This is a genomic window from Variovorax sp. GW822-FHT04E09 (assembly GCF_058800845.1).
The window spans coordinates 546,849-568,762 of the sequence record NZ_JBXAMR010000004.1 but is presented as its reverse complement, the minus strand read 5'-3'; the positions used below and the strand labels follow the sequence as shown (position 1 = coordinate 568,762).

Annotated in this window: 22 protein-coding genes and 1 tRNA gene; 8 read left to right on the top strand and 15 right to left on the bottom strand. The window is 67.7% G+C overall.

Annotated features, from left to right (window positions below):
* Positions 1–25: 25 nt before the first annotated feature.
* The 3 genes from pilB to AC1RL8_RS19700 all read right to left on the bottom strand — a co-directional run bounded on the left by pilB (position 26) and on the right by AC1RL8_RS19700 (position 2,996).
* Complete coding sequence (gene pilB, locus AC1RL8_RS19710; protein ID WP_062474518.1) at positions 26–1,759, bottom strand: type IV-A pilus assembly ATPase PilB; 1,734 nt, start codon at positions 1,757–1,759, stop codon at positions 26–28.
* Positions 1,760–1,874: 115 nt separating this feature from the next.
* Positions 1,875–1,951, bottom strand: a tRNA-Pro gene (locus AC1RL8_RS19705).
* 52 nt (positions 1,952–2,003) lie between these two features.
* Complete coding sequence (locus AC1RL8_RS19700; RefSeq protein WP_070063612.1) at positions 2,004–2,996, bottom strand: polyprenyl synthetase family protein; 993 nt, start codon at positions 2,994–2,996, stop codon at positions 2,004–2,006.
* Positions 2,997–3,178: 182 nt separating this feature from the next.
* Between AC1RL8_RS19700 and rplU the strand changes: the two genes are divergently transcribed.
* From rplU to proB, 4 genes are all read left to right on the top strand, one after another.
* Complete coding sequence (rplU, locus tag AC1RL8_RS19695; protein WP_062474515.1) at positions 3,179–3,490, top strand: 50S ribosomal protein L21; 312 nt, start codon at positions 3,179–3,181, stop codon at positions 3,488–3,490.
* A 12-nt stretch (positions 3,491–3,502) separates the two neighbouring features.
* Complete coding sequence (gene rpmA, locus AC1RL8_RS19690; RefSeq protein WP_013543198.1) at positions 3,503–3,763, top strand: 50S ribosomal protein L27; 261 nt, start codon at positions 3,503–3,505, stop codon at positions 3,761–3,763.
* 72 nt (positions 3,764–3,835) lie between these two features.
* A complete protein-coding gene (gene cgtA, locus AC1RL8_RS19685; RefSeq protein WP_062474512.1) occupies positions 3,836–4,912 on the top strand; it encodes an Obg family GTPase CgtA in 1,077 nt (358 codons plus the stop codon).
* Between the two features lie 80 nt (positions 4,913–4,992).
* Complete coding sequence (gene proB / locus AC1RL8_RS19680) at positions 4,993–6,132, top strand: glutamate 5-kinase (protein ID WP_062474510.1); 1,140 nt, start codon at positions 4,993–4,995, stop codon at positions 6,130–6,132.
* 34 nt (positions 6,133–6,166) lie between these two features.
* Here proB and AC1RL8_RS19675 read toward each other — a convergent pair whose 3' ends face one another.
* Positions 6,167–6,760 (bottom strand): CNP1-like family protein, encoded by a 594-nt coding sequence (locus AC1RL8_RS19675; RefSeq protein ID WP_492685760.1) that lies wholly within the window; start codon positions 6,758–6,760, stop codon positions 6,167–6,169.
* On the bottom strand, positions 6,708–7,376 hold the full coding sequence (locus AC1RL8_RS19670; protein WP_062474507.1) for an RNA pyrophosphohydrolase: 669 nt from the start codon (positions 7,374–7,376) through the stop codon (positions 6,708–6,710). Before AC1RL8_RS19670 ends, AC1RL8_RS19675 begins: the two co-directional genes overlap by 53 nt.
* Before the next feature lie 135 nt (positions 7,377–7,511).
* On the opposite strand from AC1RL8_RS19670, the gene AC1RL8_RS19665 reads away from it, so the two are divergent.
* The gene (locus AC1RL8_RS19665; RefSeq protein WP_492685761.1) at positions 7,512–9,257 is read left to right on the top strand and encodes a proline--tRNA ligase; all 1,746 of its coding nucleotides are present in this window, start codon (positions 7,512–7,514) and stop codon (positions 9,255–9,257) included.
* Complete coding sequence (locus AC1RL8_RS19660; protein WP_492685762.1) at positions 9,254–9,910, top strand: lytic transglycosylase domain-containing protein; 657 nt, start codon at positions 9,254–9,256, stop codon at positions 9,908–9,910. Before AC1RL8_RS19665 ends, AC1RL8_RS19660 begins: the two co-directional genes overlap by 4 nt.
* Before the next feature lie 10 nt (positions 9,911–9,920).
* Here the strand turns inward: AC1RL8_RS19660 and paeA are convergent, their stop codons facing one another.
* The 5 genes from paeA to hemA form a co-directional block, all read right to left on the bottom strand.
* Positions 9,921–11,240, bottom strand: a complete 1,320-nt coding sequence (paeA, locus tag AC1RL8_RS19655) for a polyamine export protein PaeA (protein ID WP_492685763.1) — start codon at positions 11,238–11,240, stop codon at positions 9,921–9,923.
* 92 nt (positions 11,241–11,332) lie between these two features.
* Positions 11,333–11,662, bottom strand: a complete 330-nt coding sequence (gene grxD, locus AC1RL8_RS19650) for a Grx4 family monothiol glutaredoxin (RefSeq protein WP_062474501.1) — start codon at positions 11,660–11,662, stop codon at positions 11,333–11,335.
* A gap of 32 nt (positions 11,663–11,694) precedes the next feature.
* A complete protein-coding gene (prmC, locus tag AC1RL8_RS19645; RefSeq protein WP_492685764.1) occupies positions 11,695–12,543 on the bottom strand; it encodes a peptide chain release factor N(5)-glutamine methyltransferase in 849 nt (282 codons plus the stop codon).
* On the bottom strand, positions 12,543–13,631 hold the full coding sequence (gene prfA, locus AC1RL8_RS19640) for a peptide chain release factor 1 (RefSeq protein WP_492685765.1): 1,089 nt from the start codon (positions 13,629–13,631) through the stop codon (positions 12,543–12,545). The genes prmC and prfA overlap by 1 nt, the downstream gene beginning before the upstream one ends.
* A 106-nt stretch (positions 13,632–13,737) precedes the next feature.
* Positions 13,738–15,009, bottom strand: coding sequence for a glutamyl-tRNA reductase (gene hemA / locus AC1RL8_RS19635; protein WP_492685766.1), 1,272 nt, complete (start codon positions 15,007–15,009; stop codon positions 13,738–13,740).
* Between the two features lie 111 nt (positions 15,010–15,120).
* On the opposite strand from hemA, the gene AC1RL8_RS19630 reads away from it, so the two are divergent.
* Positions 15,121–15,399, top strand: a complete 279-nt coding sequence (locus AC1RL8_RS19630; protein WP_492685767.1) for a hypothetical protein — start codon at positions 15,121–15,123, stop codon at positions 15,397–15,399.
* Positions 15,400–15,406: 7 nt separating this feature from the next.
* Here AC1RL8_RS19630 and AC1RL8_RS19625 read toward each other — a convergent pair whose 3' ends face one another.
* The 4 genes from AC1RL8_RS19625 to AC1RL8_RS19610 form a co-directional block, all read right to left on the bottom strand.
* Positions 15,407–15,925 carry a GNAT family N-acetyltransferase gene (locus tag AC1RL8_RS19625; protein ID WP_492685768.1) on the bottom strand — a complete coding sequence of 173 codons (519 nt, stop codon included), beginning with the start codon at positions 15,923–15,925 and terminating at the stop codon, positions 15,407–15,409.
* The gene (locus AC1RL8_RS19620) at positions 15,925–16,719 is read right to left on the bottom strand and encodes an ABC transporter ATP-binding protein (RefSeq protein ID WP_492685769.1); all 795 of its coding nucleotides are present in this window, start codon (positions 16,717–16,719) and stop codon (positions 15,925–15,927) included. Before AC1RL8_RS19620 ends, AC1RL8_RS19625 begins: the two co-directional genes overlap by 1 nt.
* Positions 16,719–17,615: an ABC transporter permease gene (locus tag AC1RL8_RS19615; RefSeq protein WP_062474491.1), complete on the bottom strand. Its 897-nt coding sequence runs from the start codon at positions 17,613–17,615 to the stop codon at positions 16,719–16,721. The genes AC1RL8_RS19620 and AC1RL8_RS19615 overlap by 1 nt, the downstream gene beginning before the upstream one ends.
* Before the next feature lie 80 nt (positions 17,616–17,695).
* Positions 17,696–18,673 carry an ABC transporter substrate-binding protein gene (locus AC1RL8_RS19610; RefSeq protein ID WP_172438392.1) on the bottom strand — a complete coding sequence of 326 codons (978 nt, stop codon included), beginning with the start codon at positions 18,671–18,673 and terminating at the stop codon, positions 17,696–17,698.
* A gap of 225 nt (positions 18,674–18,898) precedes the next feature.
* Between AC1RL8_RS19610 and AC1RL8_RS19605 the strand changes: the two genes are divergently transcribed.
* A complete protein-coding gene (locus AC1RL8_RS19605; protein ID WP_056578260.1) occupies positions 18,899–19,369 on the top strand; it encodes an Lrp/AsnC family transcriptional regulator in 471 nt (156 codons plus the stop codon).
* A 22-nt stretch (positions 19,370–19,391) separates the two neighbouring features.
* Here the strand turns inward: AC1RL8_RS19605 and AC1RL8_RS19600 are convergent, their stop codons facing one another.
* Positions 19,392–21,896, bottom strand: coding sequence for a DUF3772 domain-containing protein (locus tag AC1RL8_RS19600; RefSeq protein ID WP_492685770.1), 2,505 nt, complete (start codon positions 21,894–21,896; stop codon positions 19,392–19,394).
* Between the last annotated feature and the right edge of the window lie 18 nt (positions 21,897–21,914).

Sequence of the window (21,914 nt, the reverse complement as noted above, 5' to 3'; positions counted from 1 at the left end):
CGATCTCCGGTGTTCAGTGTGTTCGTTATAGGTTGGTGCAGGCGACGACTTCTTCGAGTGAAGTGAGACCCTGCATGACTTTGCGAAGGCCGGACTGGCGCAGCGAGCGCACGCCTTCGGCTTCGGATTGGTTCGCGATGTCCAGCGCGCTGCCGTCGCGCAGGATGATTTCCTGGATGGCCTCCGAAATCGGCATCACCTGGTAGATGCCGACCCGGCCTTTGTAGCCACCGCTGCAGGCGGCGCAGCCGACCGGGCGGTAGGGCTTCCAGGTGCCGTTGATGTCTTCCTCTTTGAAGCCGGCATCGAGCAGGGCTTCGCGTGGGATGTCGATCGGCGCGCGGCACAGCATGCACAGCCGGCGTGCGAGGCGTTGCGCGGTGATCAGGATCACGCTCGACGCGATGTTGAACGGCGCGATGCCCATGTTGCGCATGCGCGTGAGCGTGGTCGGGGCGTCGTTGGTGTGCAGCGTCGACAGCACCAGGTGACCGGTTTGCGCGGCCTTGATCGAGATGTCGGCGGTTTCGAGGTCGCGGATTTCGCCGACCATGATGATGTCGGGATCCTGCCGCAGGAAGGCACGCAACGCGGCCGCGAAGGTGAGGCCGGCCTTCTCGTTGACGTTGACCTGATTGACGCCGGGCAGGTTGATTTCCGACGGGTCTTCCGCCGTCGCGATGTTGACGCCCGGCTGGTTGAGCAGGTTCAGGCAGGTGTACAGCGACACGGTCTTGCCTGAACCCGTGGGGCCGGTCACCAGCACCATGCCGTAGGGGCGGCCGATGGCGTGGAGGAGTCGTTCTTTCTCGTCGGCGTCGTAGCCCAGGGCGTCGATGCCCATGCGCGCGCTGCTCGGGTCCAGGATACGCACGACGATCTTCTCGCCGAACAGCGTGGGCAGGGTGCTCACGCGGAAGTCGATCACTCGGTCGGGGCCGATCTTGAGCTTCATGCGGCCGTCTTGTGGCACGCGTTTTTCCGAGATGTCGAGCCGGGAAATGACCTTGATGCGCGAGGCCAGCTTGTCCTTGATGACCGTGGGTGGGCTGGCGATTTCGCGCAGCTCGCCATCGACCCGAAAGCGCACCCGGTAATGGTGTTCGTAGGGCTCGAAGTGGATGTCCGAGGCCCGCATGCTCACGGCGTCGAGCAGCATCTTGTGCAGGAAGCGCACCACGGGTGCGTCTTCGACTTCGGCAATGGCCTGCTCGTTGGCATCGCCCGAGGTGTCGGCCGTGACGTCGTCGAACTCGAACTCGGTGCCGACGATGCTGTTGATGGTTTCAGCCGCGCTCGCAGCGGCGGCTTCGATCATGCGCGAGAGCTTGTCGTACTCGGCGATGACCCAGTCCACGCCCATCTGCGACGCGAACTTGATTTTTTCCGCGGCCTGCTGGTCCGACGGGTCGGCCGTCGCGACGATCAGGCGGTTGTTGCGCTTGCTGAGAACGACGATGCGGTACGCATGGCAGAGCTTCGGATCGAGCAGGTCCTTGGGCAGGCGCTGGTGATCGATGGCATCGAGGTCGAGCAGCGGGGCTCCGAAGGCGCTCGACAGGGTGTGGGCGAGGTCCGCAGCCGAAACGGCGCCGGTGCCGGTCAGTTCGGCGATGAAGCTGGTGCGGCCGCTCAGCGACTTCTGATAGATGTCTTCGGCTGTCTTCGCCGCGAGCTTGCCGGCCGACACGAGGGCGCGCGCCAGGCCGGGAAGGGCGATCTGCGTAGTTTCTTTAACGGGAATTTCGGCAGCGGCCATTCAGCGAATGCAAAAGATGTGAAAAAGTGCTTCACGATCATCGCTGAACACGCCTGTGCTGTAAATCGTTACACAGCAACAGGGGCTGACATTAACTGGACCAGTCGAGAAAAACTGGTCGGGGTGAGAGGATTCGAACCTCCGGCCTCTACGTCCCGAACGTAGCGCTCTACCAGGCTAAGCTACACCCCGATTGGTTGCAAGAAAAAGAACTCGTCCTAGATGCCAACTCTGTGGAGGTGTTTCAGGCACGTCGCTCAAGCAACTGAGCCGCTAATTGTAGCAAACCTGAAGCGTGCAAATTCGACGGAAGGTCGCGCAATGCATGAATTGCGCGTTCGGCCTCTGCCGCGGCAGCCGCGCGCGAGGCTTCCAGCGCGCCGGTTTCGCGAACGATCTCGACGATTTTCCCCAGCTGTGCGGTGTCGCCGGCCTCGATGGCGGCGCGCACCAGTGCGCTCTGCTCAGGAGTGCCGCGCTGCATGGCGAAGATCAGCGGCAAGGTGGTCTTGCCTTCGCGCAGGTCGTCGCCGACGTTCTTTCCGGTTTCCTGTGCATCGCCTGCGTAGTCGAGCACGTCGTCGATCACCTGGAAGGCCGTGCCCAGCGCCTGTCCGTAGGTGGCGCAGGCTTCTTCGACTTCGGGCGTCGTGCCGGCCAGCACGGCGGCCAGCCGGGTGCTTGCCTCGAAGAGCTTGGCGGTCTTGGAGCGGATCACGCGCAGGTACGCCGCTTCGTCCAGCGAGGCGTCGTGCATGTTCATCAGTTGCAGCACTTCGCCTTCCGCGATCACGTTGGTCGCTTCGGCCAGGATCTGCATGATGCGCATGTTGTTTGCATCCAACATCATCTGGAAGGCGCGCGAATACAGGAAGTCACCCACCAGTACGCTGGCGGGGTTGCCGAAGGATTCGTTGGCGGTGGCGCGGCCCCGGCGCAGGGTCGATTCGTCGACCACGTCGTCGTGCAGCAGGGTCGCGGTGTGGATGAACTCCACCACGGCCGCCAGATTGAAGCGCTGTTCGCCCGTGTAGCCGAGCGCGCCTGCCATGAGCAGCAGCAGCGCTGGTCGCAGCCGCTTGCCGCCGGCCGAGATGATGTATTGCGAAACCTGGCTGACCAGCGGAACGCCGGTGTTCAGGCGTTGGGCGATCACACGGTCGACTTCGACCATGTCGCCGGCAATCAGGTCCAGCACGGTGGCGGTGGGGGAGGTGTCGGCGGCGGGAACTGGCAAAGCGAAGGCGCGGGGCGCTGCGAGGATGAGGGCGGCCCTGGAGGCCGGAACGCGGGAATTATAGGGAGGCGTGCACGATTCCCTGGAGCGTCTCAGCGTCGGGGTGGTGAGTGTCCGCAAACCGCGCTATAATCTTGGGCTCTGCGGAATTCGCTGCGGAGACTCATTTCTAAGAGGTTTACATGTACGCGGTCATAAAAACCGGCGGCAAGCAGTATCGCGTTGCTTCCGGCGAGAAAATTAAAGTAGAACAGATTGCTGCGGACGTAGGCCAGGAAATCGTGATCGACCAGGTTCTGGCTGTCGGAAACGGCGCTGAAATCAAGGTTGGCACGCCCCTGGTGTCCGGCGCAACGGTGACAGTCACGGTGCTGTCGCACGGCCTGCACGACAAGGTTCGCATCTTCAAGATGCGCCGTCGCAAGCACTATCAAAAACGTCAAGGCCATCGCCAGCAGTTCACCGAACTGCAAATCGGCGCGATCGCCGGCTAAGGAGCACATTCCATGGCACAGAAAAAAGGCGGCGGCTCCACGCGAAACGGGCGCGATTCCAAGCCCAAGATGCTCGGCGTGAAGGCCTTCGGCGGCGAACTGATCAGCGCAGGCTCGATCATCGTGCGCCAGCGCGGCACCCAGTTCCACCCCGGCGTGAATGTCGGCGTGGGCAAGGACCACACGCTCTTCGCCCTGGTCGACGGCCACGTGTCGTTCGGTCACAAGGGTGCGCTGAACAAGCACATGGTCAACGTGACGCCCGCGGCCTAAGCCCCGCAGTCACTTCGATCTTTCCGAGGCCCCGCATTGCCGGGGCTTCTTCATTTGTAAACTGGACATCCCATGAAGTTCGTCGACGAAGCCTTCATCGACATCGCCGCGGGCGATGGCGGCAACGGCTGCGTGTCGTTCCGTCATGAGAAGTACAAGGAGTTCGGCGGCCCCAACGGCGGCGACGGCGGCCGTGGCGGCCACGTGTTCGCGGTGGCCGACTCGAACCTCAACACCCTGGTCGATTTCCGCTACTCGCGCCGGCACGAAGCCAAGCGCGGCGAGCACGGCATGGGCTCCGACATGTTCGGCGCCGCCGGCGACGACATCGTCCTCAAGATGCCTGTCGGCACGATCATCACCGACGCTGAGACGGGTGAGGTGTTGTACGAACTGCTCAAGGACGGCGAGGTCATCACCATCGCCAAGGGCGGCGACGGCGGCTTCGGCAACATGCGCTTCAAGAGCGCGATCAACCGCGCGCCGCGCCAGAAGACGCCCGGCTGGCCCGGCGAGAAGAAGAGCCTCAAGCTCGAACTCAAGGTGCTGGCTGACGTGGGCCTGCTGGGCATGCCGAATGCCGGTAAATCGACGCTGATCAGCGCCGTTTCGAACGCCCGCCCGCGCATTGCCGACTACCCCTTCACCACGCTGCACCCGAACCTCGGTGTCGTGCGCGTCGGCCCCGAGCAGAGCTTCGTGGTGGCCGACCTGCCCGGCCTGATCGAGGGCGCGTCGGAAGGCGCCGGCCTCGGTCACCTGTTCCTGCGTCACCTGCAGCGCACCCGCCTGCTCCTGCATGTGGTCGACATGGCACCGTTCGACGACAGCGTCGACCCGGTCGCCCAGGCCAAGGCCCTCGTGGCCGAGCTCAAGAAGTACGACGCGGCGCTGCACGAGAAGCCGCGCTGGCTGGTGCTGAACAAGCTGGACATGGTGCCGGACGACGAGCGCGCCGCGCGCGTCAAGGACTTCGTCAAGCGCCTGCGCTTCAAGGGCCCGGTCTTCGAGATCTCGGCGCTCACGCGCGAGGGCTGCGAGCACCTGATCAAGGCCGTGTACCAGCAGGTCAAGGCGCAGCAGGTGGCCGAGCACGAAACCGTCGTGGTCGATCCGCGCTTCGTTCCTCTGCCGCCCGAAGGAAACTGAGGGCGTTGCGGCGCCTTCGGTGCTGCAAAATGGATAGCAAGCAGCGCAGGCTGCATCCCTGAAACACGCCTTCTTCCTTCATGACCTCGAATTCCGGTTCCACTGCCTTGCGGGATGCCCGCCGTATCGTCGTCAAGGTGGGCTCCAGCCTCGTGACCAATGAGGGGCGCGGCCTCGACGAGGGCGCCATCGGCGAGTGGTGCCGGCAGCTGGCCGAGCTGGTGCGCGACGGGCGTGAGGTGGTCATGGTGTCGAGCGGCGCGATCGCCGAGGGCATGAAGCGCCTGGGCTGGAAGACCCGTCCGCACGAGGTGCACGAGCTTCAGGCTGCAGCGGCCGTCGGGCAGATGGGCCTGGCCCAGATGTACGAGACCAAGCTGCGCGAGAACCAGATCGGCAGTGCGCAGGTGCTGCTGACGCACGCCGATCTCGCGGACCGCGAGCGCTACCTCAATGCCCGCTCGACCCTGGTCACGCTGCTGCGCCTGGGCGTGGTGCCGGTGATCAACGAGAACGACACGGTGGTCAACGACGAAATCAAGTTCGGCGACAACGACACGCTCGGCGCGTTGGTTGCCAACCTGGTCGAGGCCGATGCCCTGATCATCCTGACCGACCAGAAGGGCCTGTACACGGCCGACCCGCGCAAGGACCCTGACGCCAAGTTCGTCCACGAAGCCGCCGCGGGCGACCCGGCGCTCGAAGCCATGGCGGGCGGCGCCGGCTCGAGCATCGGGCGCGGCGGCATGATCACCAAGATCCTCGCGGCCAAGCGCGCGGCGGGTTCCGGTGCTTCCACGGTCATCGCCTGGGGCCGTGAAGCCGACGCGCTGCTGCGGCTCACGCGCGGCGAATCGATCGGCACGCTGTTGGTAGCGCAGACCGCCAAGCACCAGGCGCGCAAGCGCTGGATGGCCGATCACCTGCAGTTGCGTGGTGCCGTCATCGTCGATGCCGGTGCGGCCGCCAAGGTGCGCGGCGAAGGCAAGAGCCTGTTGCCGATCGGCATGACGGGTGTGTCGGGCGAGTTCTCGCGCGGCGACGTGATCGCGGTGCGCGACGTCGACGGCGTCGAGCTGGCCCGCGGGCTGGCCAACTATTCGAGCGTGGAGGCCCGGCTGCTGTGCCGCAAGCCTTCGGCCGAGTTCGAGCGGTTGCTGGGCTACGCGGCCGAGCCGGAGATGGTGCACCGCGACAACATGGTGCTGATGCCCGGTTGATCTTCAGGGCGGGGCGCCGTGCCCCGCCGCTGCTTCAGGGCAGTTCGCGCAGCGGGTTGCGGATGTTCTGCACCATCTCGTTGACCGAGCTGCGCGGCGCGTTGCCGCGGCACAGGCCCTGCGACGCCAGCGCCGGCACGTAGCTGGAGTTCATGTCCCTCACGCGCTTCCACTCGGGCGACTTCGTTTCCTGCCAGGCACCGTTGTTGAAGCGGGCATAGCTCTTCATCTCGGCCGTCGAGCAGCGCACGCCTTCGTAGAACGCGTTGACGGCGCCACCGGCCCGGTTCTGTGCCACCACCACGTAGCGCACGATGCCGTCCTTCGTGATGGCGATGGTGTTCGGATCGACGCCGAACTTCAGCGTCATGTAGGGCGGCATCGCGATCGGCAGCAGACGGCTTTCGCTGAAGGCGGGCGGCGGCGGCACCGCAGTTTCTTCCCACTCCTTGTCCTGCTCAGTGCTCTTGGGCGCTGGCGGCATGCCGGCCTGGGCCCAGTCGGGGTTGTCGGTGTCGTAGCCGCGGGAAGCGCAGGCGGCCAGCAGGCCGACGCAGGCGATGACGAGCGCACGCTCAGCGTGGCGTCGGGAAAGAAGAGGGCGCGCTGTTCTTGGGAGGAGGTTCATCGCTCGCAGAAGGAATGTCGGGATGCGGGTCGAAGCTGCCGCCGGGCGGCAGGTCGAGGCCCGCAGGTGCTCCATGGTCCAGCGTGTGGCGCTCGAATTCTCGGGCGCGCACGTTGCTGCGCAGGAAGCGGTTGCGGAAATCCTGCCGGGGCAGGTAGCGAGCAAGCTCGGTAAGCGCCATCTCGTAGACGCCGCGCTTGAACTCGACGACCACGTCGAGCGGGACCCAGTAGTCATGCCAGCGCCAGGCGTCGAATTCGGGATGGTCGGTGGCACGCAGGTTGAGATCCCAGTCGTGGCCGACAAGTTGCAGCAGATACCAGATCTGCTTCTGGCCTTTGTAGTGGCCCCGTGCGTCACGGCGGATGAACCGATCCGGCACCTCGTAGCGCAACCAGTCGCGGGTACGGGCCACGATGCGCACATGCTCCGGGTGGAGCCCGACTTCCTCGTGCAGTTCCCGGAACATGGCTTGCTCGGGACTTTCGCCACGGTCGATGCCGCCTTGCGGAAACTGCCAGGAATGCGTGCGTATGCGCTTGCCCCAGAAAACCTGGTTTCTCTGGTTGAGCAGGATGATGCCGACGTTGGGCCTGAAGCCGTCCCGGTCGAGCATAATCAAACCCCAATTTTTGAACTGAGTCGATTATGCATGCCGGGTTGCACTCGGCAAGCGACCGGTTCCGGGCTCTCAGGGTCTCTCCGGGGGGCCTGTCTCCCTCCTCACTTCGAACCCACCTGCGCGATCCCGATGAAAGCTTCCCGATTTTTTGTCTCCACCCTGAAGGAAGCGCCCGCTGACGCCGAGGTCGCGAGCCATCGGCTCATGATGCGCGCCGGCATGATCAAGAAGCTCGGCACGGGCATCTACACGTACATGCCCATGGGCCTGCGCGTGATCCGCAAGGTCGAGGCGATCGTGCGCGAGGAAATGAACCGCGCCGGCGCCGTCGAGCTCACGATGCCCGTGGTGCAGCCGGCCGAGTTCTGGCAGGAGACCGGCCGCTTCGACAAGATGGGCCCCGAGCTCTTGCGCATCAAGGACCGCCACGACCGCGACTTCGTGATCCAGCCGACCAGCGAAGAGGTGGTGACCGACATCGCGCGCCAGGAAATCCGCAGCTACAAGCAGCTGCCGAAGAATTTCTACCAGATCCAGACCAAGTTCCGCGACGAGCGCCGTCCGCGCTTCGGCCTGATGCGCGGGCGTGAGTTCATCATGAAGGACGCCTACAGCTTCGACCGCGACCTCGACGCGGCCAAGGCCAGCTACCAGGTGATGGCCCAGGCCTACCGCAACATCTTCGACCGCTTCGGTCTGCGCTACCGCGCCGTGGCGGCCGACAGTGGCGCCATCGGCGGCGACCTGAGCGAAGAGTTCCAGGTGATCGCTGCCACCGGCGAAGACGCGATCGTCTACTGCCCCGACAGCAACTACGCCGCCAACATGGAAAAGGCCGAGGCGCTGGCCCCGGCCGGTCCGCGTCCTGCCGCCGCCAACGCGCTCGAGAAGACGCCCACGCCCGGCAAGAGCACCTGCGCCGACGTGGCCGAACTGCTCGGCGTGCCGCTGGCCACCACGGTCAAGTCGCTGGTGCTGGCCACCGACATCCTCGACGACGCCGGCAATATCCAAGGCGCGCAGATCTGGCTGCTGCTGCTGCGCGGCGACCACGACATGAACGAGATCAAGGTCAGCAAGCTGCCTGGCCTGGACAAGGGCTTCCGCTTTGCCACCACCGCCGAGATCGACGAGCACTTCGGCTGCAAGCCGGGCTACCTCGGCCCGCTGAACCTCAAGAAGCCCGTCAAGCTCGTGGCCGACCGCGAGGCCGCCGTGCTGGCCGACTGGATCACCGGCGCCAACGAGATCGACTTCCACATGACCGGCGTCAACTGGGGCCGCGACCTGCCCGAGCCCGACCTGGTCGCCGACCTGCGCAACGTGGTCGCCGGCGACGCCTCGCCCGACGGCAAGGGCGTGCTGGCCATCGAGCGCGGCATCGAGGTGGGCCACGTCTTCGTGCTGGGCACCAAGTACAGCAAGGACATGAACGCCACCTACCTCGACGAAGGCGGTAAGCCTCAGTTCCTCGAGATGGGCTGCTACGGCATCGGCATCACGCGCCTGCCGGCCGCCGCCATCGAACAGAACCACGACGAGCGCGGCATCATCTGGCCCGACGCGCTGGCACCGTTCACCGTGGTGGTCTGCCCGATCGGCATGGACCGCAGCCCCGAGGTCAAGGTCGCGGCCGAAGCGCTCTACGAAGAACTGCTGGCCAAGGGCGTCGACGTGCTGCTGGACGACCGTGGCGAGCGCCCGGGCGCGATGTTCGCCGACTGGGAACTGATCGGCGTGCCGCACCGCGTGGTCATCTCCGACCGCGGCCTCAAGGAAGGCCAGCTCGAGTACCAGGGCCGGCGCGACACCGCCGCCACCAAGGTGCCCGCGGCCGGCGTCGCCGACTTCATCGCCGGCAAGCTCGCGGCATGAGCGTGGTGGGGGGGCTTTCGCGACGCAGCTGCCTGTTGGGCAGCGCCGCCGCCGGCGCCCTCACTGCTCTGTCGCTGCCGCAAACGGCCTGGGCCGGCGCGCAGATCGAAGAGCCGCTGATCGACTCGGTGCGCACCGCGCTGAGTTCGGCCATCCACAACAAGGCGCCGCCGGTGCCGCAGTTCGCCGACACCGAGGCCCGCCTCGCGTACCTGCGGTGGCTCGGCGAGATGAGCGAGCGCCTGCGCAAGAAGGTCGCCGACCCGGCCACGCGCATCGAGTTCCTGCAGACCGTCTGGTACGAGGCCAAGCGTTCGGGGCTCGACGTGAGCCTGGTGCTGGGCCTGATCCAGGTCGAGAGCAACTTCCGCAAGTTCGCGGTTTCCAGCGCCGGTGCGCGTGGCTACATGCAGGTGATGCCGTTCTGGACCCGCGTGATCGGCGACAGCGACTCGGCCAAGCTGTTCCACATGCAGACCAACCTGCGCTTCGGCTGCGTGATCCTGCGCCACTACCTCGACCGCGAGAAGGGCGACCTGTTCATGACGCTGGGCCGCTACAACGGCAGCCGGGGCCGCGCGCCGTACCCGAACGCGGTGTTCGCGAACCAACGGCTGTGGGCGTACGTCGACAGGGACCGCTCGGCGGCCTGAAGGTCGTTGCTCAGTCGGCGACCACCGCCTTGGCGGTCGCCGAGCCTTTGGTGACCATCACCTGGTCGATGCGGTAGCTGTCGACGTCCATCACCTCGAAGGTGTAGCCGCCCCAGGTCACGCTGTCCGTGCGCTTGGGCACGCGGCGCAGCATCACCATCAGGAAGCCCGCCAGCGTCTCGTACTCCTCGGCATGCGGCAACTCGTCGATGTGCAGGGCGCGCTGAACGTCCTGGATGGGCGTGATGCCGTCGATCAGCCACGAGTTCTCGTCGCGCTTCACGATCTGCTCTTCTTCGGGTGTCGAGGTCGACACCAGGTCGCCCATCACCGTGCTCATCACGTCGTTCAGCGTGATCACGCCCACCACCAGGCTGTACTCGTTGACGATGATCGCGAAGTCTTCGTGCGCCTGCTGGAACTGCTCGAGCACTTCGGTGAGCGAGAGGCGGTCGGGAATCACCAGCGCCTTGTGCAGCGTCAGGCCCTGGTCGAAGGCCAGCGGCTGGCCGCTGAGCACGCGCTGGAACATGTCCTTGGCGTCGACGTAGCCCAGCACGTGGTCGATGTCGCCGTCGCACACCGGGTAGGCCGAGAAGGGCTCGGCCACGATGCGCGCGCGCAGCACCGACTCGGGGTCGTCGTGCAGAAACCAGGCGATGCTCTCGCGCGCGGTCATCACGCTGCTGACGAGGCGCGTGTCCAGCTCGAACACGTTGGCGATCACCTGCTGCTCGCGCGCCGCCAGCACGCCGGCCTGCGCGCCGGCCTCGGTCATGGCCAGGATGTCGGCCGAGGTGATCTTGTCGTCGCGCGCCATCGGCATGCCCAGCACCTTGAACAGCAGGTCGGTCGCGCGCGTGAAGAACCACACCAGCGGCTTGAAGGCGGTGATCAGCAGCAGCATCGGGCCGACGATGCGCACCGCAAGCCGCTCGGGCGCGCTCATGCCCAGGCGCTTGGGGAACAGGTCGGCGAACACCAGGAACACCGCGATCACGATCACGAACGAGCACAGGAAGGCGATGTTGGCCGCCACCTCCACGCTCAGCCAGTTCTCGAAGAAGCGGGCGAAATACGGGCTCAACGAGCCTTCGCCCACCACGCCGCCGAGGATCGCCACGGCGTTCAGGCCGATCTGCACCACGGTGAAGTAGTGGCCCGGCTGCTCCTGCACGCGCAGCACCTTTTCCGCGCGTGGGTCGCCCTCGTCGGCCATCTGGCGCAGACGCAGGCGGCGCGAGGCGGCCAGGCAGATTTCGGCGAGGGAGAAGAAGGCGCTCATCGCGATCAGCAGCGCGATGATGAGCAGGCTTTGGGTGAGGGTCATGGCGGCAAGTCGTAGACCGCCATGGTGCCATGATTGGCACCGGGTCCGGGCGCGCGCGGGGCGCGGCGCCCGTCAAACGGGGAGCGGGAGGCTCAGGCGGACGCGCCGCCGCCGATCACCTGCTGCAGCTCGCCCGACTCGTACATCTCCATCATGATGTCCGAGCCGCCCACGAATTCGCCCTTCACGTAGAGCTGGGGGATGGTGGGCCAGTTGCTGTATTCCTTGATGCCCTGGCGGATGCCGTCGTCTTCGAGCACGTTGACGGTCTTGAGCGTCTTGGTGTCGACGCCCACGGCCTTGAGGATCTGGATGGCGCGGCCCGAGAAACCGCACATCGGGAAGCTGGCGTTGCCCTTCATGAAGAGCACGAGTTCGTTGGACTTGACGAGGTCGTCGATGCGTTGTTGAGCGTCGGACATGGGGACTCCTGAAGAAAAGTGGGCTGGGGGGATTATTTCACCGTGCGCCAGATGCCGCCGGAGCAGCGCGCGATGCCGGCGAGGTCGTCACGGCTTTGCACCTCGGCAAAACCGCGTTCGGCCAGCAGCTGGCGCACCGCCTCGGCCTGGTCGTGGCCGTGCTCCAGCAGCAGCCAGCCGCCGTCGGCCAGGTGGGCGGGCGCGTCGCGCACGATCTGGCGGATGTCGTCCAGGCCGTCGGCGCCGGCGACCAGCGCGCGGGTCGGCTCGTGGCGCAGCGCGGGCAGGTGCGGGTCGCCGGCGGCGATGTACGGCGGGTTGCTGGCGATGACCGCGTAGCCGTCGGCGGCGCCGTCGAGCCAGCTCGATTCGGTGAAGCGCACCGGCAGGCCCAGGCGCTGTGCGTTGGCCCGGGCCACGGCGAGGGCGTCGGCGCTGGCGTCGACCGCGTCGACCTGCGCGTCGGGGCGCGCATGCTGCAGCGCCAGCGCGATCGCGCCGCTGCCGGTGCCGAGGTCGAGCACGCGCGGGGCCGGGCGGCCATCGAGGCAGGCCAGGGCCCACTCGACCAGCGTTTCGGTGTCGGGGCGCGGCACCAGCACGCGGGCATCGACCTGCAGCTGCAGGCCGTGGAATTCCTTCTCGCCCAGCAGGTAGGCGACCGGCTCGCCCGCCGTGCGGCGCGACAGCTGGCGCGCGAACGTGGGCCAGGCCTCGCCGGGAAACGGGTCGGTGTCGTGCGCGAGCAGCCAGGCGCGGTCGTTCACGGGGCGGCCCAGCGCGTGCAGCAGCAGCAGCTGGGCGTCGAGGCGGTCGATGCCCAGGGCCATGGCCGCGGCCAGCGCCTGCGCCACGGTGGACGGTGCGGCGGCTTCGGTCATCACGCCGGCAGGCTCGATTCCAGCTCGGCCAACTGCTCGGCCTCGCGCGCGGCGCGCAGCGCCTCGAGCACATCGCCCAGGTCGCCTTCCATGATGGCCAGCAGCTTGTAGAGCGTGAGGTTGATGCGGTGGTCGGTGAGCCGGCCCTGCGGGACGTTGTAGGTGCGGATGCGGTCCGAGCGGTCGCCGCTGCCGATCAGGCCCTTGCGCATGGCGGCGTCCTTGGCGGCGCGCTCGCTGCGCTCCTTTTCCTGGATGCGCGCCGACAGCACCTGCAGCGCCTTCGCCTTGTTGCGGTGCTGGCTGCGGTCGTCCTGGCACTCGGCCACGATGCCGGTCGGGATGTGCGTGATGCGCACGGCCGAGTCGGTCTTGTTGATGTGCTGGCCGCCGGCGCCGCTGGCGCGGTAGGTGTCGATGCGCAGGTCGGCCGGATTGATCTGCACCGCCACGGTCTCGTCGGGCTCGGCCAGCACGGCGACCGTGCAGGCGCTGGTGTGGATGCGGCCCTGCGTCTCGGTGGCCGGCACGCGCTGCACGCGGTGGCCGCCCGACTCGAAGCGCAGGTGGCCGAACACGTCGTCGCCGACGATGCGGATCACCACTTCCTTGTAGCCGCCGAGCTCGCTCTCGCTTTCGCTCACCACTTCGCAGCGCCAGCCGGCGCGCTCGCAGTAGCGCGTGTACATGCGCAGCAGGTCGCCCGCGAAGAGGGCCGATTCGTCGCCGCCCGTGCCGGCGCGGATTTCCATGAAGGCGTTGCGCGCGTCGTCGGGGTCCTTGGGCAGCAGCAGGCGCTGCAGCTCGTCTTCGAGCTGCACCAGCTCGGCCTCGGCGCCGGCAATTTCTTCCCTGGCCATCTCGGCCATGTCGGGGTCGTCGAGCATCTCCTGGGCGCCCGCGATGTCGGCTTCACGCTGCTTGAAGCGCTCGTAGCGGCCGGCGATCTGCGTGACCTCGGCATGCTCGCGCGAGATGGTGCGGTACTGCGCCATGTCGCTCATGATGTCTTCGCGCGAGAGCAGGAAGTCGAGCTCGCCCAGGCGTTGGACGTAGCGTTCGAGTTGGTGGCGCAGAAAAGATTTCACGACGGAAGGGGCTCGAAAAATGGGGAGGGGAACGCCGCAGTGCAGCGGCAGGGCGCATGGAGACCGCGGCCCGCGCGGCGAGCGGGGCCATCGACGCGCGTCGTCGCTAACGCTCTTTGCGCAGGAACAGGCGCGACAGCGTCTGCGCCGTCTGTTCGCGCGAGGCGGCATCGCCCGCGTGCAGCTCGGCCATGGCGCCGTGCATCATCTTCTGCGTGAGGCCGCGCGACATGGCCTCGAGCACCGCATCAATCGATTCGCCCTTGGCGAGCAGCTTGCGCGCACGGGCCATCTCGGCGGCGCGCCATTCGTCGGCCTGCGCGTTGAGCTGCTGGATCAGCGGCACGGTGCCGCGCTGGCCCAGCCAGTGCATGAAGCTCTGCACGCCGGCGTCGATGATGACTTCGGCCTGCGCCACGGCGGCCTGGCGGTTCGCCTGGCCCTGCTGCACGACCTGGGCGAGGTCGTCCACGGTGTACAGGTAGATGTCTTCGAGGGCCTTCACCTCGGGTTCGATGTCGCGCGGCACGGCCAGGTCGACCATGAACATCGGGCGGTGCTTGCGTGCCTTGAGCGCGCGCTCCACGGCGCCCAGGCCGATGATCGGCAGCGTGCTCGCGGTGCAGCTGATGACGATGTCGAACTCGGCCAGCCGCGCCGGCAGGTCGGCCAGCCGCATGGCTTCGCCGCCGAAGCGCGAGGCCAGCTTTTCGCCGCGCTCCAGCGTGCGGTTGGCGATGGCGATGGCCTTGGGTTCCTTGGCCGCGAAGTGCGTGGCCGCGAGGTCGATCATTTCGCCCGCGCCGACGAACAGCACGCGCGTCTTGCGCAGGTCTTCGAACAGCTGGCCGGCCAAGCGCACGGCGGCGGCGGCCATGCTGATCGAATGGGCGCCGATCTCGGTGGCGGTGCGCACTTCCTTGGCGACCGCGAACGAGCGCTGGAACAACTGGTTGAGTGTGCTGCCGAGCGCGCCGGCGGTTTCGGCCGCGCGCACGGCGTCTTTCATCTGGCCGAGGATCTGGGCCTCGCCCAGCACCATGGAATCGAGCCCGCTGGCCACGCGGAAGGCGTGGCGCGCGGCTTCGTCGTCGTGCAGGGTGTAGGCGTGCGAGCGCAGCAGGGCGGGGGCCACGCCGCCGCTCTGGGCCAGCCAGCCGAAGGTGTGGTCGAGCGCGATGTGCTCGGAGGCGCAGTAGATCTCGGTGCGGTTGCAGGTCGAGATGATCGCGGCCTCGACCTGCGGGTGGCTGCTGCTGCCAAAAGAACTGCGCAGGCTGTGCAGCGTCGGGGCGATCTGGTCGAGCGCGAACGCGAAACGACCGCGCAGATCGAGCGGCGCGGTCGTGTGGTTCAAGCCGAGAGCCCAGACTGACATGTCCATGATTATAAAATCAGCAGCCGGGCGAGGTTTGCCGAGGGGCAAATGGCTTTCCCTATGACAGCCATATGCGCCGCCACATGGCCTTGCGCTCACTCACCGCCCCTCATGGACCTGCTGGACCTCGTCAATCACCTGCTTAATTTTGCGGCACCTGCGGCCTTCATCGCCTTGGTGCTGGTGGCGGTCGGGCGCTTTCTTGGCGGTCCGCGCACCGGCATTCCGCGCTGGTGGATGCAATGGGCGATCACTTTCGGGGCCGGCCTGCTGACCTCGCTGGCCGGCCTGATCCTCACGGGACGCGACGGCTCGATGGCCACCTATGCCGCACTGGCGGTGGTCTGCGGCACGGTGCAGTGGATCGCGATGCGCGGCTGGGGCCGCTGAGCCGGCCTCAGTCCAGCCGGCGGGCCATGTAGACCGAGTGCCCGGGGTAGGTCGCCAGCCGGGCCTGCTGCGCGTCATCGGCCGGCACCGTGGCCGCATAGCCCTGGCGTTCCCAGAACCCGACCGAAGCCTGCACCGACACCAGCGTCGAATGCCGCCAGCCCGCGCGCAGCGCGTGCGCCCAGGCATGGCGCACGAGGCGCGGCCCCAGGCCCAGCCCCGAGGCCTCGGGGTGCACGGCGAGGTCGTGCAGGTAGAGCGCGTCGGCGTCGGGCGCCACCTCGAAATCGCCGTGCAGCGGCGTGAGCTTGCCGCGCTGCGAGGGGTAGGCCGCCAGGTAGGCCCGCACGGCACCGCCGTGCTCGGCCACCCAGCCGGTGTGCGGCGAGGCCGCCAGCCGCCGCGCGATGAGCACGCCGTCCTCCACGAACCCCACGCCGTAGCAGGCGAGCTGGATCGCCAGCACCGCGTCGAGGTCGTCCGCGCGCATGTCGCGCACGAGGAGACGGGAAGGCGCCGCGTCCATCAGGCCAGCAGCAGCTTGTCGTCGTCCAGCTTCTCGCCGCGCGTCTGCTCGAACATGCGCAGCAGGTCGGGCACGTCCAGGCCCGAACGCTGGTCGCCGGCCACGTCGAGGATCACCTGGCCCTCGTGCAGCATCACGGTGCGCGTGCCGTAGTCCAGCGCCTGGCGCATGCTGTGCGTGACCATCATTGCGGTGAGCTGGCTGCCTTCGACGATCTTGGCGGTGAGCTCCAGCACGAAGGCGGCGGTTTTCGGGTCGAGCGCGGCCGTGTGCTCGTCCAGCAGCAGGATGCGCGAGGGCCGCAGCGAGGCCATCAGCAGGCTCACGGCCTGGCGCTGGCCGCCCGAGAGCAGGCCGATGCGGTCGGCCAGGCGGTTTTCCAGGCCCAGCTTCAGGATCGACAGCTTCTCGCGGAACAGCTCGCGCAGGTTGCGGTTGAGCGAGAAGCCGAAGCCGCGCCGCTCGCCGCGCTTCCACGCCAGCGCCATGTTCTCCTCGATGGTCAGCGCCTCGCAGGTGCCGGCCATCGGGTCCTGGAACACGCGGGCCACCATGCCCGAGCGCTGCCAGGCGTTCAGGCGCGTCACGTCCTTGCCGTCGATGTCGATGCGGCCCTTGTCGACCATCAGGTCGCCGCTGATCGCATTGAGGAAGGTCGACTTGCCCGCGCCGTTGGAGCCGATCACGGTGACGAACTGGCCGGTCGGAATGTCCAGGCTCAGGCCGCGCAGCACGCGGTTCTCGATCGGCGTGCCCGGGTTGAAGGTGATTTCGAGTTGTTGGGCGCGCAGCATCAGTTCTTCCCCTTGAAGAGTCCGCCCAGCTTGCGCTTGTAGGCGGGCACCAGCAGCGCGAACGCCACCAGCACGGCGGTGACCAGGTTCAGGTCCTGCGCCTGCAGGCCCATGAAGTCGGTGTTCAGCGCCATCGCGATGAAGAAGCGGTACAGCAGCGCACCCAGCACGCAGGCCAGCGTGGTGATGACCATGCTGCGCGCGGGCAGCAGGGTCTCGCCGATGATCACGGCGGCCAGGCCGATCACGATCGTGCCCACGCCCATCGAGATGTCGGCCGTGCCCTGGCTCTGCGCGAACAGCGCACCGGCCAGCGCCACCAGCGCATTGGACAGCGCCAGGCCCGCCATGGTCTGGAAGTCGGTCGAGATGCCCTGGGCCCGCGCCATGCGCGCGTTGCCGCCGGTGGCGCGCATCGCGAGACCCGCTTCGGAGGCAAAGAACAGGTCGACGACGATCTTCGCGGCGATCACGATGATCAGCAGCAAGAGCGGCTTGGCCCACTGCTCGGGCATGCCGCCGAAGCTGACCATGCTGAACACGGTGGGTTCGGTGATGAGCGCCACGTTGGGCTTGCCCATCACGCGCAGGTTGATGGAGTACAGCGCGATCATCACCAGGATGCTCGCGAGCAGCTGCATGATCTTCAGCTTGACGTTGAGCCAGGCCGTGAGCCAGCCCGAGGCGGCACCGGCCACGCAGGCCACGGCCGTGGCGGCGGCGGGGTTCCAGCCCGCGACGATCAGCGTCGCGGCCACGGCGGCGCCCAGCGGAAAGCTGCCGTCCACCGTGAGGTCGGGAAAGTTGATGATGCGAAACGACATGAAGACGCCCAGCGCGACCAGTCCGAAAATCAGACCGATCTCGATGGCGCCCAGCGAAGCAATGAGGGACATGGGGGCTTCCGGCGGGAGCGCAGTCGGCGGGCCCCGGCGCCCGGCCTGCGCCGGGAGCGGAAGGCCCGCCGGGGCGGCGTTTACTTGGTGCTGACGACCTTCGCCGACTTCAGCAGCGCGTCCGACAGGGTCACGCCCTGCAGCTTGGCCGCGCCGGGGTTCACCACCAGCTCGAAGTTGGTGCTGGTCTGCGAGGCGATGGTGCCGGGCTTCTCGCCCTTGAGGATGCGCACCACGATCTTGCCGGTCTGGCGGCCGATGTCGGTGTAGTTCAGGCCCAGCGCGGCCACGGCGCCGCGCTCGACGGTGGCGGTGTCGGCGGCCACCACGGGCAGCTTGGCCTGCTGGGCCACCTTCACGATGCCCTCGAAGGCCGAGACCACGTTGTTGTCGGTGGGCGTGTAGATCACGTCGGCCTTGCCGACCAGGCTCTGGGCGGCGGTGGGCACGTCGACCGTGCGCGCGGCGGCGGCTTCGACCACCGTCATGCCGGCGGCCGAGGCGGCCTTCTTGAGCGACTCGACGATGGCCACCGAGTTGGCTTCACCCGGGCTGTAGATCACGCCGACGCGCTTGGCCGTGGGCACGACCTTCTTGATCAGGTCGATGTGCTTTTCGAGCGGCGACAGGTCGGACACGCCGGTCACGTTGGTGCCCGAGGGCTCCCAGTTCTTCACCAGCTTGGCGGCCACCGGGTCGGTGATGGCCGAGTACACGACGGGAATGGTCTTGGTGGCGGCCACGGTCGCCTGCGCCGACGGCGTGGCGATGGCGACGATCACGTCGGGCGCGTCGCCCACGTACTTGCGGGCGATCTGGGCGGCGGTGCCCACGTTGCCCTGGGCGCTCTGGTAGGTGAACTTGAGGTTCTTGCCCGCTTCGTAGCCGGCGGCCTTCAGCTCTTCCTTCACGCCGTCGCGCACGGCGTCCAGCGCCGGGTGCTCGACGATGGCCGTCACGGCGACCGACTTGTCGGCAGCCAGGGCCGGTGCGGCGGCGAGCACGCCGAGGGCCAGGGCCACGGCGCTGAAGGGGGTGCGAAGCAAAGCGTTTTTCACGTAAGGGTCTCCGGGTGGGGAAAGGGGTGTGGGTGCGTTCGAAGCCGCCGGCAAGGCACCGGCAAAGCACCAGGGCGCGCAATTCAGCGGCCCGGCGTGGCGCAACGCCGTCCGGGCGCGTCGAAGTCTAGATCGTACTTTGCACAATTAAGGTGCATGAATGCCTCGGGCTTTCCCCGCTTTAGGAAACATAATTGCATCATTGATGCGTATGGGGAGACGAAATTGCAGATCATCGAACTCGACCGGACCGATCGGCGGATTCTGGACCACCTCCAGGCGCACGGCCGCGCGTCCAACCTGGACCTGGCCGAGGTGGCCCAGCTGTCGCCCGCGCAGTGCCTGCGGCGCCACCGGCGGCTCGAAGAGTTGGGGCTGATCAGCGGTTATGCCGCGCGGCTCAACGCGCGCCACATCGGGCTGGGCGTGATCGCCTTCATCCACGTCACGATGGCGCGCGGCCACGTCGACGAGCTGCCCAAGTTCCAGGACCTGATCGCCGACATGCGGCAGATCCTGGAGTGCTACTCGGTGACCGGCGACTTCGACTACGTGCTCAAGGTGGTCGCGCGCGACCTGGAGGCGCTGTCGCAGTTCCTCATGCACACGCTGATGCACATGCCCGGCGTGTCGGCGGTGCGCTCCAGCGTGTGCCTGAACGAGATCAAGTGCACGGGAGCGCTGCCGCTCGAATAGGGCAGCGGGCGCAACAGGCGCTTCAGGTGCTGGTGGTGCCTGGCAGCGGGGACGCCGGCGTGGCGGGCGCTGGCGAGGGCTCGGCGGGCAGCACCGGCGCGGGCGCCGCCATCACCAGCGTCGTGGGCGTGGCCAGCGGCAGGTCGGCCTGCTTGAGCGCGTCGAGGATCGTGAACAGCAGGTCGCTGCGCACGCCGCCCGCGAGCCGGGGGCTCGGCACGTAGGCGATGGCCTGGAAGATCAGCAGCCCGTTCTCGATGCCTTCGAGCGTGAGCGAAGGCGCCGGCGTTTCCAGCACGCCCTCGTGCGCGCGGCAGGCCTCGAGGATTAGCTCGCGCACGCGCTGCGCGTCGGTGGTCAGCGGCATGGGCAGGCGGATCAGCACGCGGCCCTCGGCGTTGGCCAGCGTCATGTTGCGCACGGTCTTGGTGATGAACTCCGAGTTCGGCACGATCAGCGTCGAGCGGTCGCCCAACTGGATTTCCGTGGCACGCACGTTGATGCGCCGCACGTCGCCCTCGGTGGTGCCCAGCACCACCCAGTCGCCCACCTTCACCGGCTGCTCCGCCAGCAGGATCAGCCCCGAGATGAAGTTCTGCACGATGGCCTGCAGGCCGAAGCCGATGCCCACCGACAGCGCGCTCGCCACCCATGCGATGCGCTCGATGCCGATGCCCAGCGCCGACAGCGAGAACGCCACCACCAGGATGCCGCCCACGTAACCCAGCAGCGTGGTGATCGAGCTTTGCATACCCGGCTCGAACTGCGTGCTCGGCAGGTAGCTGCGCGACAGCCAGCGCTTGAACACCCGCAGCACGATGAAGCCGACCACCGCCACGGCCACGGCGCTGAGGATCGCGCCCGGCACCAGTTGGAACTCGCCCACCTTCACGCCGGTGCCGAGCTTGCCGCCGCGCTGGAACACCTCGCCCGGGCCCGTGCCCAGCGGCGCGGCCAGCGCCACCAGCATGTAGAAGAACAGCGCCACGCGGCTCAGGCCCGAGAGCACCGTGGCCGCCTGGTCGAGCGTCTGCGGCGCCAGGCCGAAGCTCTTCTGCAGCCGCTGGCCGGAGGCGCTGCGCGAGGACACCACGGCCATGAACAGGTCGTCGGCGAACTTGAACAGCACGTAGAAGGCCGCCGCGACGATGCCGCTCCAGGTGAGCTGCGAGGCCAGGAAGCTCGCCAGCGCCACGTAGCCGAAGGCCACCAGCACCCAGATGGTGATGACCAGCACCACGATCAGCGCCACCAGCACCCCGACCCACATCGGCCGTTCCGGCAGGCCGGCGTCGGGCGCGTCGGCGCGCAGCGCCTTCAGGCGGTACACGACGGTGCCCACCAGCGCGGTGAGCAGTAGCGCCGTCGCCACGTGCGTCGTGACCACGGCGGCAAAGCTGGCGTCGATGAGCGCGTTGATCTCGGCTGGCGTCCACGCCAGCGCGGCCACCAGCGCCACCAGCCACGGCAGCGCCGACAGGCGCTGCGCCGTGAGGTCGGGAATGGCCGGCAGGCGCCACGACGGCCGCCCCGTGGCCAGCAGCCCGCGCCCCAGGCCGATGATGAAGGCCATGAAGGTCAGCGTCTGCGCCGTCGATTGCAGCGCCTTGCGCGCCTGCGCGTCCCACATCGCGTGGGCCTTGAGCACTTCGACGACGCCGTGCGCGGCCACGGCGACCAGCAGCACGTGCGTGGCGACGATGGCGATCACCAGCAGCGAGCGGCGCAGCCGCCCGGCCGGCAGCACGCGCGTGGCCAGGCGCGCCAGCCCGCGCTCGGCGGCCCAGACGCCGAGCCAGGCGAGCAGCAGCGCGCCGATGAAGGAGGCGATCACCGGCGTGCGGCTTTCAGGCTGCAGCGCCTGGTCGAAGCCGTCGCCGAGCGCCGCCCCGATCGCCTGCAGCCGTTCGAAGTCGTCGGGCCAGGCCTCGCGCAGGTCGTCCCAGAACTCGCCGCTGAGCGGCGAGGCGGCACGGCTGGTGAGTTCGGCCTCGAACTGCTGGCGCCGCTGCGACACCACGTCGGTGCCGCGCTGGCGCACGTCGATCGCCAGCAGCTTGGCCAGGCGGATGTCCGCGTCGAGCGCATTGCGCTCCTTGGTCAGCTGCGCGCGCTGGCGCGTGATGTTGGGGTCTTCGGTGGTGCCGGCGGCGGGCGGATTGCCGAGTTCGCCGAGGCGCGCGTTCAGGTCGGCCAGTTCACCGGTGCGGGCGGCGACGAACTTGTCGGCTTGCACGCCGATCTCGTTGATCTGCGCGAGCTGCTTGCGTGCGTCGTCTTCGGCGCCCGGAACGACGCTGGCGTTGGCCTTGCCCGAGGGCGCGATGCGGGCGAACTGCGCGCGCAGCTCGGCGATGGTGGGGGGCGGGGCGGCCGCCGCTGCGGTGTTGGCGCTGTTGTTGGGGTTGCCGTTGCCTGCGTTCATGCTGACGTCCGGCTGCGCGAAGGCGCCGCCGCACGTCAGCAGGGCCCACAGAGCCAGGAGGGCGGGAAGGCACAGGCCCGCCAGGCGAGAGGTCCGATTCATGGCCGCATCATAGAAGCC

Excerpts from the sequence above, each read along its gene's own strand:
- AC1RL8_RS19620 (WP_492685769.1), bottom strand. The coding sequence starts at position 16,719 with ATGCTGCGCGCCCAACAACTCGAAATCACCTTCAACCCGGGCACGCCG.
- prmC (WP_492685764.1), bottom strand. The coding sequence starts at position 12,543 with ATGACCGAAGCCGCCGCACCGTCCACCGTGGCGCAGGCGCTGGCCGCG.
- rplU (WP_062474515.1), top strand. The coding sequence starts at position 3,179 with ATGTACGCGGTCATAAAAACCGGCGGCAAGCAGTATCGCGTTGCTTCC.
- AC1RL8_RS19625 (WP_492685768.1), bottom strand. The coding sequence starts at position 15,925 with ATGGACGCGGCGCCTTCCCGTCTCCTCGTGCGCGACATGCGCGCGGAC.
- AC1RL8_RS19630 (WP_492685767.1), top strand. The coding sequence starts at position 15,121 with ATGGACCTGCTGGACCTCGTCAATCACCTGCTTAATTTTGCGGCACCT.
- hemA (WP_492685766.1), bottom strand. The coding sequence starts at position 15,009 with ATGTCAGTCTGGGCTCTCGGCTTGAACCACACGACCGCGCCGCTCGAT.
- cgtA (WP_062474512.1), top strand. The coding sequence starts at position 3,836 with ATGAAGTTCGTCGACGAAGCCTTCATCGACATCGCCGCGGGCGATGGC.
- AC1RL8_RS19600 (WP_492685770.1), bottom strand. The coding sequence starts at position 21,896 with ATGAATCGGACCTCTCGCCTGGCGGGCCTGTGCCTTCCCGCCCTCCTG.
- proB (WP_062474510.1), top strand. The coding sequence starts at position 4,993 with ATGACCTCGAATTCCGGTTCCACTGCCTTGCGGGATGCCCGCCGTATC.
- pilB (WP_062474518.1), bottom strand. The coding sequence starts at position 1,759 with ATGGCCGCTGCCGAAATTCCCGTTAAAGAAACTACGCAGATCGCCCTT.
- grxD (WP_062474501.1), bottom strand. The coding sequence starts at position 11,662 with ATGTCCGACGCTCAACAACGCATCGACGACCTCGTCAAGTCCAACGAA.
- AC1RL8_RS19615 (WP_062474491.1), bottom strand. The coding sequence starts at position 17,615 with ATGTCCCTCATTGCTTCGCTGGGCGCCATCGAGATCGGTCTGATTTTC.
- AC1RL8_RS19675 (WP_492685760.1), bottom strand. The coding sequence starts at position 6,760 with ATGAACCTCCTCCCAAGAACAGCGCGCCCTCTTCTTTCCCGACGCCAC.
- AC1RL8_RS19660 (WP_492685762.1), top strand. The coding sequence starts at position 9,254 with ATGAGCGTGGTGGGGGGGCTTTCGCGACGCAGCTGCCTGTTGGGCAGC.
- paeA (WP_492685763.1), bottom strand. The coding sequence starts at position 11,240 with ATGACCCTCACCCAAAGCCTGCTCATCATCGCGCTGCTGATCGCGATG.
- rpmA (WP_013543198.1), top strand. The coding sequence starts at position 3,503 with ATGGCACAGAAAAAAGGCGGCGGCTCCACGCGAAACGGGCGCGATTCC.
- AC1RL8_RS19665 (WP_492685761.1), top strand. The coding sequence starts at position 7,512 with ATGAAAGCTTCCCGATTTTTTGTCTCCACCCTGAAGGAAGCGCCCGCT.
- AC1RL8_RS19670 (WP_062474507.1), bottom strand. The coding sequence starts at position 7,376 with ATGCTCGACCGGGACGGCTTCAGGCCCAACGTCGGCATCATCCTGCTC.